At 74.5% G+C, this 12,449-nt stretch carries 11 protein-coding genes and 3 tRNA genes; 6 read left to right on the top strand and 8 right to left on the bottom strand.

All coding sequences use genetic code 11. From position 1 onward, the window contains the following. Window position 1 precedes the first annotated feature (1 nt). The 4 genes from fdxA to ispH are packed head-to-tail and all read right to left on the bottom strand — an operon-like array spanning window position 2 to window position 4,309. A complete protein-coding gene (gene fdxA, locus ACFY00_RS30985; RefSeq protein WP_388035549.1) occupies window positions 2–310 on the bottom strand; it encodes a ferredoxin in 309 nt (102 codons plus the stop codon). Next, entirely contained in the window at window positions 307–1,506 is a 1,200-nt protein-coding gene (gene ispG, locus ACFY00_RS30990; protein ID WP_388035552.1) for a flavodoxin-dependent (E)-4-hydroxy-3-methylbut-2-enyl-diphosphate synthase, read from the bottom strand. The genes fdxA and ispG overlap by 4 nt, the downstream gene beginning before the upstream one ends. After that, a complete protein-coding gene (locus ACFY00_RS30995) occupies window positions 1,503–3,350 on the bottom strand; it encodes a 1-deoxy-D-xylulose-5-phosphate synthase (RefSeq protein WP_388035555.1) in 1,848 nt (615 codons plus the stop codon). Before ACFY00_RS30995 ends, ispG begins: the two co-directional genes overlap by 4 nt. After that, the gene (gene ispH, locus ACFY00_RS31000) at window positions 3,347–4,309 is read right to left on the bottom strand and encodes a 4-hydroxy-3-methylbut-2-enyl diphosphate reductase (protein ID WP_285738337.1); all 963 of its coding nucleotides are present in this window, start codon (window positions 4,307–4,309) and stop codon (window positions 3,347–3,349) included. The genes ACFY00_RS30995 and ispH overlap by 4 nt, the downstream gene beginning before the upstream one ends. Window positions 4,310–4,548: 239 nt before the next feature. On the opposite strand from ispH, the gene ACFY00_RS31005 reads away from it, so the two are divergent. Then, window positions 4,549–5,703, top strand: a complete 1,155-nt coding sequence (locus tag ACFY00_RS31005) for an NtaA/DmoA family FMN-dependent monooxygenase (RefSeq protein ID WP_388035558.1) — start codon at window positions 4,549–4,551, stop codon at window positions 5,701–5,703. An 85-nt stretch (window positions 5,704–5,788) separates the two neighbouring features. Here the strand turns inward: ACFY00_RS31005 and ACFY00_RS31010 are convergent, their stop codons facing one another. From ACFY00_RS31010 to ACFY00_RS31020, 3 genes are all read right to left on the bottom strand, one after another. Further along, window positions 5,789–7,063: a cytochrome P450 gene (locus ACFY00_RS31010; protein WP_388035561.1), complete on the bottom strand. Its 1,275-nt coding sequence runs from the start codon at window positions 7,061–7,063 to the stop codon at window positions 5,789–5,791. 127 nt (window positions 7,064–7,190) lie between these two features. Further along, window positions 7,191–8,660, bottom strand: a complete 1,470-nt coding sequence (locus tag ACFY00_RS31015) for an MFS transporter (RefSeq protein ID WP_388035563.1) — start codon at window positions 8,658–8,660, stop codon at window positions 7,191–7,193. A 96-nt stretch (window positions 8,661–8,756) separates the two neighbouring features. Further along, on the bottom strand, window positions 8,757–10,007 hold the full coding sequence (locus ACFY00_RS31020) for a cytochrome P450 (RefSeq protein ID WP_388035566.1): 1,251 nt from the start codon (window positions 10,005–10,007) through the stop codon (window positions 8,757–8,759). 403 nt (window positions 10,008–10,410) lie between these two features. Between ACFY00_RS31020 and ACFY00_RS31025 the strand changes: the two genes are divergently transcribed. The 5 genes from ACFY00_RS31025 (at window position 10,411) to ACFY00_RS31045 (ending at window position 11,769) form a co-directional block, all read left to right on the top strand. Then, window positions 10,411–10,731, top strand: a complete 321-nt coding sequence (locus ACFY00_RS31025) for a helix-turn-helix transcriptional regulator (RefSeq protein WP_388035568.1) — start codon at window positions 10,411–10,413, stop codon at window positions 10,729–10,731. Between the two features lie 84 nt (window positions 10,732–10,815). Beyond that, window positions 10,816–11,274 (top strand): hypothetical protein, encoded by a 459-nt coding sequence (locus ACFY00_RS31030; protein WP_388035570.1) that lies wholly within the window; start codon window positions 10,816–10,818, stop codon window positions 11,272–11,274. Between the two features lie 243 nt (window positions 11,275–11,517). Further along, window positions 11,518–11,590: transfer RNA gene (locus ACFY00_RS31035), tRNA-Gln, on the top strand. A 10-nt stretch (window positions 11,591–11,600) separates the two neighbouring features. Continuing rightward, window positions 11,601–11,685: transfer RNA gene (locus ACFY00_RS31040), tRNA-Ser, on the top strand. Between the two features lie 4 nt (window positions 11,686–11,689). Continuing rightward, window positions 11,690–11,769: transfer RNA gene (locus ACFY00_RS31045), tRNA-Tyr, on the top strand. A 28-nt stretch (window positions 11,770–11,797) separates the two neighbouring features. On the opposite strand, the gene ACFY00_RS31050 is transcribed toward ACFY00_RS31045, so the two are convergent. After that, entirely contained in the window at window positions 11,798–12,433 is a 636-nt protein-coding gene (locus tag ACFY00_RS31050) for a hypothetical protein (RefSeq protein ID WP_388035573.1), read from the bottom strand. Window positions 12,434–12,449: the final 16 nt, after the last annotated feature.

The raw sequence follows: 12,449 nt of genomic DNA on the forward strand, positions 1-12,449 counted from the left end.
GTCAGCCGGTCCGGTCGAGCTGCGGGTGGTCGGCGGCGAGCGGGGGGACGTTGCGGGCGCCGCCGGGCGAGCCGAGCGGGGCGAGGACCTCGGTGGCGGCGGGGCGGAAGCCGGTCCACTCGGGCGGGAGGTCGTCCTCGTAGAAGATCGCCTCGACCGGGCAGACGGGTTCGCAGGCGCCGCAGTCGACGCACTCCTCGGGGTGGATGTAGAGCATCCGCGGGCCCTGGTAGATGCAGTCGACGGGGCACTCGTCCACGCAGGCGCGGTCCCGGACGTCGACGCAGGGCTGGGCGATCACGTAGGTCATGCGTCCGCCTCCTGGTCCCGGCCGCCCTCGGCATCGGCGAGGCCCTCCGCCTCGGCGAGTTTGAGGGCCTCCTCGAGCAGGGTCTCGACGATCCGCGACTCGGGGACGGTCTTGAGCACCTCGCCGCGGACGAAGATCTGGCCCTTGCCGTTGCCGCTGGAGACGCCGAGGTCGGCCTCCCGGGACTCGCCGGGCCCGTTGACCACGCAGCCCATCACGGCGACCCGCAGCGGGTGCGGGAAGCCCTCGAAGGCGGCCTCGACCCGGGCGGCGAGCGAGTGGATGTCGACCTGGAGGCGTCCGCAGCCGGGGCAGGAGACGATCTCCAGCTTGCGCGGGCGCAGGCCGAGCGCGGCCAGCACGTGGCAGCCGGCCTTGACCTGTTCGGCGGGCGGGGCGGAGAGCGAGACCCGGATGGTGTCGCCGATGCCCTCGTTCAGCAGGATGCCCATCGCGACGGCCGACTTGATGGAGCCCTGGAAGGCCGGTCCGGCCTCGGTGACGCCCAGGTGCAGCGGGTAGTCGCGGGCGGCGGAGAGCTGCCGGTAGGCGGCGATCATGGTCTGCGGGTCGTGGTGCTTGACGGCGATCTTGAGGTCGGTGAAGCCGTGCTCCTCGAACAGCGAGCACTCCCACAGCGCGGACTCCACCAGCGCCTCCGGGGTGGCCTTCCCGTACTTGGCGAGCAGCCGCGGGTCGAGCGAGCCCGCGTTGACGCCGATCCGGATCGGGACCTTCGCGGCGGTGGCGGCGGCGGCGATCTCCTTGACCTTGTCGTCGAACCGGCGGATGTTGCCGGGGTTGACCCGGACGGCGGCGCAGCCCGCGTCGATCGCGGCGAACACGTAGCGGGGCTGGAAGTGGATGTCGGCGATCACCGGGATCGGCGACTTGGCGACGATCGCGGGCAGCGCGGCGACGTCGTCCTGGGAGGGCACGGCGACCCGGACGAGGTCGCAGCCCGCGGCGGTGACCTCGGCGATCTGCTGGAGGGTGGCGTCGACGTCGGCGGTGACGGTGGTGGTCATGGTCTGGACGGAGATCGGCGCGCCGCCGCCGACCGGGACGCTGCCGACCTGGATCCGCCGGGTGGGCCGGCGCTGCGGGACGGCGGGTTCGGCGGCGGGAGCGGCGGGTCCGGCTGGTCCGGCGGGCCCGTCGCGGCGGGTCAGCAGGGTCAGGTCGACGGCGGTCATGACGTCCTCCCGGGGTTGGGGTGCGCGGGGTGGGACAGGTCGTGCGGTGTGGCGGGAACAGCGGCGGCAGCACCGGTGGTGGCCCGGGCCAGCAGGGCGCGGGCGGTGTCGGCCAGCGCGGGGCCGCTGAGGCCCGCGGCGGCGAGGAGTTCGGCGCGTTCGCCGTGGGCGAGGAAGCGGGTGGGCAGGCCCACCGGGTGGACGGGGGTGGTGCCGTGGTCGGCGCTGTGCTGGGCGATCAGGGCCCCGGCACCGCCCTCGCGGACGCCGTCCTCGATGCTGAGGGCGATCTGGTGGCGGTCGGCCAGGTGGGCGAGCGCGGGGTTGACCGGAACGACCCAGCGGGGGTCGGCGACGGTGACGCCGAGACCGTGGTGCTCCAGGATCCGGGCGGCGTCGAGGGCGGCCGGGGCGGTGGCGCCGATCGCGATCAGCAGGACGTCCAGGGCCGCCCGGGGGGTGCGGTGCAGCAGGTCGATGCCGTCCATCGCGGCGAGGGCCGGGAGGTCGGGGCCCGCGGTGGCCTTGGGGAAGCGGACGGCGGTGGGGCCGTCGGTGGTGTCGACGGCCTCGCGCAGCAGTTCGCGCAGCCGGGCGGGGTCGCGCGGGGCGGCGATCCGCAGGCCGGGGACGCGGGAGAGCAGGGCGAGGTCCCACAGGCCGTGGTGGGAGGCGCCGTCGGGCCCGGTGACCCCGGCCCGGTCGAGCACCAGGGTGACCGGGAGGCGGTGCAGGGCGACGTCCATCAGGAGCTGGTCGACGGCCCGGTTGAGGAAGGTCGCGTAGAGGCAGACCACGGGGTGCAGGCCCCCGGCGGCCAGTCCGGCCGCGGAGGTGACGGCGTGCTGCTCGGCGATGCCGGAGTCGAAGGTGCGGTCGGGGTGGCGGGCGGAGAACGGCCCGAGGCCGACCGGCAGGCGCATCGCGGCGGTGAGCGCGACCAGGTCGGGGCGGTCCTCGGCGAGGGCGGTGAGCTCCTCGCCGAACACCGAGGTCCAGCTGGGCGCGGCGGGGGCGAGCGGGCGGCCGGTGCGCGGGTCGATGACGCCGCAGGCGTGCATCCGGTCGTCGGTGTCGGCCTCGGCGGGGGCGTAGCCGCGGCCCTTGGCGGTGACGGCGTGCACCAGGACGGGGCGGCCCAGGGCGGCGGCCTCGCGCAGGGCGTCCTGGGTGGCGGTGAGGTCGTGGCCGTCGACCGGTCCGAGGTAGTGGAACCCGAGGTCGGTGAAGAGGTTGCGTCCGGCCGGGGCCTCGCCGTCGCGCAGCCGGGCCAGGTGGGCGGCGAGGGCGCCCGCGGTGGGGTCGTAGGAGCGGGTGTTGTCGTTGAGGACGACCACGACGGGGGTGGCGTGCGCGCCGATGCTGTTGAGCGCCTCGAAGGCGGCGCCGCCGGTCAGCGCGCCGTCGCCGACCACGGCGACCACCCGGCGCTCGGGGGCGCCGGTGCGGCGGAAGGCCCGGGCCAGGCCGTCGGCGTAGGCCAGCGCGGTGGAGGCGTGCGAGCTCTCGGTCCAGTCGTGCGCGGACTCGGCCCGGGAGGGGTAGCCGGAGAGGCCGCCGCGGCGGCGCAGGGTGTCGAAGTCGGCGGCCCGGCCGGTCAGGATCTTGTGCGGGTAGGTCTGGTGGCCGGTGTCGAAGACCAGGGCGTCGCGCGGCGAGTCGAAGACCCGGTGCAGGGCGATGGTGAGCTCCACCACGCCGAGCGAGGCGCCCAGGTGGCCGCCGCTGCGGCTGACCGTACGGACCATCAACTCGCGTATGTCGGAGGCGAGTTCGGGAAGGTCGCGGTCGTCCAGGGTGCGCAGTCCGGCCGGGGTGGCGGCCCGCGCGAGCAGGTCCGTCATGCGGAACGCACCTTCTTCGGCAGGGCGAAGCGCACCGACTCGGTGGTGACGGTGCGCTCCTCGACGCTGATCGGGCCGCGGGCGGCGATCGCGGCGACCACGCCCTCGACCAGGACGGCCGGGGCGGAGGCTCCGGCGGTGACGGCGACCGTCCGGGCCGGGTCGATCCACGCCGGGTCGACCTGCTCGGGGCCGTCGACCAGGTGCGCCTCGGTGCCGTGCCGGTGGGCGAGTTCGACCAGGCGCACCGAGTTGGAGGAGTTCGGCGAGCCGACCACCAGCAGCAGGTCGGCCTCCGGCAGCAGCGCCCGGACGGCGTTCTGCCGGTTGGTGGTGGCGTAGCAGATGTCCGCAGAGGGCGGCTCCTGGACCAGCGGGAAGCGCTCGCGCAGTGCCGCGACCACCTCCTCGGTGTCGGCGAGCGCCAGCGTGGTCTGGGTGACGTAGGACAGCCGGGACGGGTCGGGGACGCTCAACCCGGCGACGTCCTCGGCGTCCTGGACCAGCACGGTGGCGTGCGGGGCCTGCCCGAGGGTGCCCTCCACCTCCTCGTGCCCGGCGTGGCCGATCAGCACCACGGTGTCGCCGCGGGCCGCGGCGCGCTGCGCCTCGGCGTGCACCTTCGACACCAGCGGACAGGTCGCGTCGATGACGTCCAGGTTCCGTTCGGCGGCCTGCGCGCGCACCGCCGGGGAGACGCCGTGGGCGGAGAAGACGACCGTCGCCCCGGACGGCACCTCGTCCAGCTCCTCGACGAACACCGCGCCGCGGGACCGCAGTTCGGAGACCACGTAGGCGTTGTGCACGATCTGCTTGCGCACGTACACCGGGCCGGGGGCGTCCGCGAGGGCGGCGGCGACCACGTCGATCGCGCGCTCCACGCCGGCACAGAAGGAGCGGGGGGAAGCCAGCAGCACCGTACGGACGGGGGCGGACTCGGGGAACGACCGGTCGGACATGACATCTCCTCGGATGAGCGTTCCGTCGTCCGCGATGCTAGGAGCGGGAATTCCTCCCTGTACACCGGCCGTTCCGCCCGGCGGAACGGAATACGGGGATTCAACACGCCCGTCACGTGCGTTAACTGTCGCGCAGTCGGCACTATTTACCGCGCCCGCCCCGACGTATGGTGACGCCGGAAGAAAAGCGGGCGGTCCGGCCCGCGGAATCCATTGTTCCGGGAGAGACGAGGAACTCCGTGACGCGCGAACTCCACCTCAACATCAACCTGTTGTCGACCGGCGCCCACCACGGCGCCTGGCGGTGGCCCGGGGTCGACCCGCTCTCCTTCGTCCACGTGGAGAACTACGTGGCGTCCGCGCAGGTCGCCGAACGCGGCCTGTTCGACGCGGTGTTCCTCGGCGACGTGCCCGGCATCGCCGAGAACATCAACTACCGCCCGCAGTTCAACGGCCTCGAACCGACCCTGGTGCTCACCGCCATCGCCCTGGCCACCGAGCGGATCGGCCTGATCGGCACCGCCTCCACCAGCTACAACGAGCCCTACAACCTGGCCCGGCGGCTCCAGGCCCTCGACCTGATCAGCCACGGCCGGGCCGGCTGGAACGCCGTCACCACCTCGATACCGGCGATCTCGCACAACTTCACCGCCACCCTGCCCGACCGGGAGGAACGCTACGCCCGCGCCCGGGAGTTCGTGGACGTGGTGCGCACCCTGTGGCTCAGCTGGGAGCCCGACGCGCTGCCCGCCGACACCGCCGCCGGACGCTTCGCCGACCTCGACCGGATCCCCGCGATCGACCACCACGGCGAGCACTTCGACGTCCGCGGCCCGTTCTGCCTGCCCCGCTCCGAGCAGGGCCACCCGGTGATCGTCCAGGCCGGCGGCTCCGGCCACGGCCGCGACCTGGCCGGGCGCACCGCCGACGCGGTCTTCGCCAGCGGCACCGACCTCGCCTCCTCCCGCGCGTACGTCGCCGACCTGCGCCGCCACGTCGCCTCGTACGGCCGCGACCCGGAGGCGATCGTGGTGCTGCCCGGCCTGGTCACCCACATCGGCGACACCGAGCGCGAGGCGTGGAGGCGCCGCCGCGCCCTCGACGAGCTCGACCTGGAGCACCGCGGCACCAGCAACGGCCACCTCACCGCCACCGGCACGCCCGAGCAGGTCGCCGACCTGATCCAGCTGTGGTTCGAGGAGGGCGCCGCGGACGGCTTCAACCTGATGCCGGACGTCCTCGCCGACGGCCTGCCGGTCTTCGTCGACGAGGTGGTGCCGATCCTGCAGCGCCGCGGCCTGTTCCGCACCGAGTACCGCGGCAGCACCCTGCGCGAGCACTACGGCGCGGCGCAGCCGGTGCGGCCGGATGGGGCCGCGACCGCCGTCCGCTGACGGCCGCCGTACGCGCCGCGGCCCCCGCACCGTCCGGACGGTGCGGGGGCCGCGGCGCTGCCGCCCGGCGGCTCACCGGGCGGGCTCACCAGGTGACCGGCAGCGCCCGCACGCCGTAGGTGAGCATGTCGTGCCGGAAGGACAGCTCCTCCAGCGGCACCGCCAGCCGCAGCCCCGGCAGCCGCCGCACCAGCGCCTCCAGCACCACCTCCAGTTCCAGCACCGCCAGCGGCACGCCCAGGCAGCGGTGGATGCCCGCGCCGAAGGCCAGGTGCTGCGGGGCCGAGCGGGAGAGGTCCAGCTCGTCGGGGCGCTCGAAGACGGCCGCGTCCCGGTTCGCCGAGTTGAGCGAGAGCAGCACCCCCTCCCCCGCCCGGACCAGCTGTCCGCCGATCTCCACGTCCGCGGTGGCGATCCGGGACAGGCCGTGGTTGCCCACGCTGTGGTAGCGCAGCAGCTCCTCCACCGCGCCCGGCACCAGCGTCGGGTCGGCGCGCAGCCGGGCCGCCTGCTCCGGGTGCTGCGCCAGGCTCAGCCCGGTCAGGCCGACCATGTTGGCCGTGGTGTCGTGCCCGGCGATCAGCAGCAGGCGGGCGATCCCCAGCAGGTCCTCGTGGCTCAGCGCGCCGGGGCGCACCTGGTCGACCACCAGCCGCCCGAGCAGGTCGTCGGTCGGCCGCGCCTCCTTCTCCCGCACCAGCGCGTCCAGGTACGCCAGCAGTTCGCCGAACGCCCGGCCGACCTCCTCCGGCGAGGCGTTCGCCGACATCGCGGTGTACGTCTTGTCCTGGAAGAACTCCCGGTCCTCCGCCGGGACGCCGAGGATCAGGCAGATCACCGTCGCGGGCAGCGGCAGGCCCAGCGCGGTCAGCAGGTCCGCCGAGCGCTCCGGGCGGGCCAGCAGCTCGTCCAGCAGCTCTTGGGTGATCCGCTCCACCATCGGCCGCATCGCCGCCACCCGGCCCGCCGTGAACTCCTTCCCGATCATCCGCCGGATCACCGTGTGGTCCGGCGGGTCCATCCGCACCAGCCAGCGCGTCCCGCCGCCCCCGGCCGCCAGCGCGGCGGCCGCGGCCGTCGCCTTCGGGAAGCCCTCCCGGCTGGTGTCCGAGCTGAAGTGCGGGCTGTGCAGCACCGCCCGGACGTCGGCGTGCCGGGTGGCCAGCCAGCTGGTGCTGCCGTCCCACAGCCGCACCCGGGTCAACGCCTGCCCGCTGCGCCGCAGTTCGGCCAGTGCGGGCGGCGGGTCCAGCGGGTCGGTGCGGGGCATCGGGAAGGCGGGCAGCGGGGCGGACGCGGGGCCCTCGGGGCTGCTCTCGGTGCTGCTCTCGACAGTGCTCGCGGTCGTGCCGGCGGTCATCGCGTGTCTCCTGGAGGGGTGCGGAGGAACGGGACGGGCGGCGCTGCGGGCCGTGGGGACGGCCCGGGCAGCGCCGCCCGGTGCTCAGCTCGGTGGTGCGGGTGCGGTGGTGCGGGTGCGGAGGTGCTCAGTTGGCGCCGGACCCCTGGGCGGCCCCCGCCCCGGCCCCCGCGGCGCGGCGCAGCGGGAGGGCGGTGAGGGCGATCAGCAGCAGGGCCAGCAGCAGGAAGGCGGTGGCCCCGGTGAAGGCCGCGCCGATGCCGTGCGCGGTGGCCGCGGCCCGCGGGGTGTCCGGGGCGGCGTGGCGCAGGGAGGAGCCGTAGACGGTGATCAGGACGGCGATGCCGAGGGCGCCGCCGCTCTGCTGGAAGGTCTGCAGCACGCCGGAGGCGGCCCCGGCGTCCTGCGGGGGGACGCCGCCGAGGATCAGGCCGGTGAGCGGCATCAGGAAGGTGCCGATGCCCAGGCCCAGCAGGAACAGCGGGACGAGGACGCCGCCCGCGTAGCTGCTGCCGCCGTCCAGTCGGCTGAGCCAGCCGATGCCGACCGCGCACAGCGCCAGCCCGCCGAGGATGAGCGGCCGCGGGCCCCACAGCGGCAGCAGCCTGCGGGTGGAGCGGGAGACCACGAACACGGTCAGGGCCATCGGCAGGAACGCCAGTCCGGCGCTGAGCGCGCTGTAGTGCAGCACGTCCTGGAGGAACATCGGGACGAACAGCGAGATGGTGAAGTTGCTGGCCATCGCGAAGGCCATCGCCAGGTAGCCGCTGGTGCGGTTGCGGTCGGCGAGCAGCCGCAGCGGCATCAGCGGCTGGGCGGCGCGCGACTGGCGCAGCACGAACAGGGCCAGCAGGACGACCGCGGCGACCAGCGCGACGGGCGTCGCCCCGCTCCAGCCGTGGGCGGAGGCGTTGATGAACGCCCAGGCCAGGACGGACAGTCCGGCGGTCGCGGCGAGCGCGCCCGGCACGTCGAGGCGGCCGGGGTTGCGCGGGGGCTCGGCGACCAGGCGGGGGGTGAGCACCACGATGGCCAGCCCGATCGGGACGTTGACCAGCAGCACCCAGCGCCAGGAGGCGACGTCGGTCAGCACGCCGCTGGCGATCATGCCGATCGCCATGCCCAGGCCCGCGACGGTCGAGTACCCGGCCAGCGCCCGGTTCCGGGCCGGCCCCTCGGCGAAGTTCGCCATCAGCAGCGACATCGCGCCCGGCGCGGCGAACGCCGCCCCGACCCCCTGCAGCGCCCGGGCCGCCAGCAGCCACCCCGGCGAGGGGGCCAGCCCGCCGAGCAGCGAACTGGCGGTGAACAGGGCCACCCCGGCGACGAAGGTGCGGCGGCGGCCGAAGACGTCACCGGTGCGGCCGCCGAGCAGCAGCAGCCCGGCGTACGGGAGGATGTACGCGTTCAGCACCCAGGCCAGGCCGGTCGAGGAGAAGTGCAGGCCGGACTGGATCTCGGGCAGGGCCACCGCCATCGCGGTGGCGTCGACGACGACCATCATCTGACAGGCCACGATGACGGCCAGGACGACGCCGGGGTACTGCCCGGCCCGCCCCTCGCTGGTCGCGGGCCGGGTGGTGGAGGAGAGGGACATGACGGGTTCTCACTTCTGAATTCTGTCGGCCGTTCCGTCGGCCGTTTCGTTGGCCGGACGGCCGACTGCCGGGGCACCGGTCACCGGGTCACCGGGTCACCAGGTCACCGGCAGGCTCTCGAGGGCGTGGAAGATGAAACCGCCCGGCAGGTGGCGCGGCCGGAAGCCGTCCGCCAGGCGCAGGTGCGGGAAGGCCTCGGCCAGCGTCTCCAGGGCGGCCCTGGTCTCCAGCCGGGCCAGCGGGGCGCCGACGCAGAAGTGGACGCCGAAGCCGAAGCCGAGGTGGTTCGGGGGACCGGTGCGGTCGAGCCGGAACTCCTCGGCGTCGGGGACGACCTCGGGGTCGCGCCCGGCCGCGGCGAACATCACCCGGACCCGGGAGCCCGCGGGCACCAGGGTGTCGCCGATCCGGACGTCCTCGGTGGCGACCCGCAGCGCGCCCTGCACCGAGGAGTCGTGGCGCAGGGTCTCCTCCACCGCGGCGGCGGCCAGCGCCGGGTCGGCCACCACCGCGGCCCACCGCTCCGGGACGGTCAGCAACTGGTGGACGGCGTTGGCGATCAGGTTGGTGGTGGTCTCGTGCCCGGCCGCGATCATGAAGCGCAGCGCGACCACGGCCTGGTCCAGGGTGCACAGCGGGTCCTCGCCCAGGGTGGCCCGGTACAGCCCGCCGATCAGGTCCTCGTCCGCCTCCGGCGCGCCGTCCGCCCGGGCCAGCAGCAGCTCCCGCAGGTACTCCTCGTACGCGGCCAACTGCCCGGCGAACGCGAGCTGCTGGTCGGGGGTCAGCGGGGCGACCTGGAGCAGCAGCCAGGCGTTGTTCCACTCCTTCACGGCGGCCCGGTCGGCGACCGGCACGCCGATCACCTCGCTGATCACCGTGTACGGCAGCGGGTAGGCGAACCGGGCCAGCAGGTCCACGCCCTCGGCGGTGCCGCCTCCCCCGGCCAGTTCGGCGGCCAGTTCGCGGGCCACCTCGCGGATCCGGGGTTCCAGCACCCGCAGCTTGCGGGGCGTGAAGTACTCGTTGATGAACGCCCGGAAGCGGGTGTGCGCCGGGCCCGCCAGGTTGTACAGGGCGGGCTGGTAGAACAGCGTCCCCTCCAGCACCTCCTTGGCCTGGGGGGCGATCGGCACGTGCCCGTCCAGGTTGTGGCGGCTGGTCAGGCCGGTGCTGTCGCGCAGGGCGGAGTGCAGCTCCGCGCGGCCCGTGACGATGTACTCGTCGAACCCGCGGTGGTGGGCGACCGGGACCGTGCCGCGGGCCTTCGCGTAGGCCGCGTACGGGCACGCCATGAATTGCTCGGACAGCGGGTCGAATACCTCCTCGATTTCCCAGTCCGCCACCGAAGGAACAGATTCCGGCATGGCCCGAATACCTCCCCGCTCATTGATTTCCGCCCCGAACGGCGCACCGGGTCCAGGAAAGCCGCCAGCCGATCTGTTGTCAAGGACACTGTTCGCCAAGGCAGTTCGGATAAATCCGTCCCGCGCGCGGGACAATTTCCTTTTCCGGAAATTGTCACACCCGCGAGACAATTCCCGGCCCGCCCGGGGCCCCGAACCCCGCCCCGACCGGCGCCCGCCTTGCTACGATGGACGGGCCCGGTTCCGTCCTGCCTGGGGGTGCGCACGTGGAGCGATGTCCGGCCGCGCCGGGGGAGGCGCGGTAGCCGCGGGCCCCGCCCGCCGCCGCACGCCCCCACCGCCCGAGCGCACCCACGCCCGCCGGCCCCCTGGGGATGAAACGATGGACCTGCAAGCACCCGGCCCCGCCGACCCGGACCGCACCCCGCCCGCGGCCCCCGCCGCCACCCCGCCCGAGACGCCCCCCGCCGCCCCGTCCGGCTCCCCCAGCGCCAAGCTGGTCAGCGCCCGCGGCGCCGCGGAGATCCTCGGCGTCACCGACGGCGCGGTCCGCAAGATGATCGCCCGCGGCACCTTCCCCGACCCCGACGTCCTCCTCGACGCCCGCCGCCTGTGGTGCCGCACCACCATCGAGGCCTACTCCAGCACCGGCCGCCGCCGCCCCGGCCGCCCCCGCAAGGACGCCGACCCGCGCACGGCCTGACACCACGTCACCCCCCTCCCGGACACCGCACTCGGGTGGCACGGCGGTACGCTGCCGTGCCACCCGATCCAGCGAGGGACCCCTGTGACCACTCCCCCCGTCTCCGGCCCCGCCGGAACCACCGCTCCCGCCGAACCGGCCGAGGCCGCCGAGGCCGCCGCGCCCCTGGCCGAACCCGGACCGGAGGCGACCGGGACCGCCGAGACCCTCGAGACCTCCAAGGCCCGCCGTGGGATACCCGGCGCGCTGAAGATCGCGGGCATGGTCGTGGTGATCGTGGCGGCCCTCTTCACCGCCGCCTACCTCTCCCGCGACACCCCGGCCGCCGCCAAGGCGGGCGACTGCGCCGTCAACTCGGGCACCGACGACAAGCCCGACGTCAGCCTGGTCGACTGCCACTCGGCCGACGCCCAGTTCACCGTCCTCAAGGTCGTCCACGGCGCCGACGAACAGGACTGCCAGACCGAACCGGGCCTCGTGGCCACCTACGTGGAGACCCGCCGCAGCTCCGTCCTCGTCCTCTGCCTGGGCGTGCACGGCTGACCCACCGCCCCGCCCCACCGGCTGCCGGGAAAACCCGTTGCCCACGGCCGCGGCCCCGGCGCAGAGTAGGGGTGTCAGCCCGGCACCGAGGCAGTGGAGGGGAGCACGAGATGAGCAGCAGCCAGTCGTATCCCCAGCAGAGCCAGGGGTGTTCCTCCTCGCGGTAGCCGGCTTCGACAGTGCCCGGCCGTCCGAGGGGGAGTCCCCGTCCGGGCGGCCCTTCTGCTTGCCGCCCGCCCGCAGTGCCGGATGGTGCAACTGGCAGCACGCCTGACTCTGGATCAGGAAGTTCGGGGTTCGAATCCTCGTCCGGCAGCGCAGCACAAGGAGAGTCGGCCGAGTGGTGAGGCAGCGGCTTGCTGAGCCGTGGTCGGGCAGAAGCCCGCGCGCGTCCGATCCGCGAACTCTCCGTCGAGGGCGAGCTGGGCAGTGGAGAGCCCAAGGGCCTGTAAAGCCCCCGCTTCGGCTGTGCCGGTTCGACTCCGGCCCCGCCCACCGACAGCAGTGACCGCTTCCCGCGGGCTCAGGGGGCGGCGTCCTCGCGGTCCTCGCGGACGGGGAGGCCGTCCGGGCCGCGGACCTCGATGCGGAGGGCGAACTCGTCGCGCAGCAGGGCGGCGTGCTCCGGGGTGGCGAGGAGGTAGTGGTCGTCCGCGCAGGCGTCGAGGCCGGGGAGGCAGTGGAAGACCCGCGGGTCGAGGGAGCGGTCGGGCAGCAGGTCGGCGACGTTCTCGTGGACGGCGCCCTGGTCGAGGTAGTCGTCGGACTCCTGCTCGATCCACCAGGACTTCTCGGCGTCGTTCACCCGGAACCGCAGTTCCCGGGAGCCGCCGGGCTCGCCGAGCAGCTCGACGTCGGTGATGCCGGTGCCGGGGCCGAGCACCGCGGCGGCCTCGTCGAGGATCCAGGCGTACGCGGACCCGGCGTCGTCGACGTCCTCGCCGTGCACCGAGAACGCCAGCCCGCACTGCAGGAAGGTCTCCACCAGCTCCTCGGTGCGCCGGGCCCGGCCCGGCTCGGGGAAGTCGGCGAGGTACGCGCACGCCTCGGCGTACCGCTCGGCGTCGACCGTGCCGAGCTCGTGCAGGCGGGCGGCCAGCCGCAGGTAGGTGTTCGGGGCGGTGACGACGGTGGTGTCGGTGGTGTCGGTGGTGACCATGGGGGAATCCTGACAG

This window comes from Kitasatospora sp. NPDC001540, assembly GCF_042894345.1.
GTDB lineage: Bacteria > Actinomycetota > Actinomycetes > Streptomycetales > Streptomycetaceae > Kitasatospora > Kitasatospora phosalacinea_C.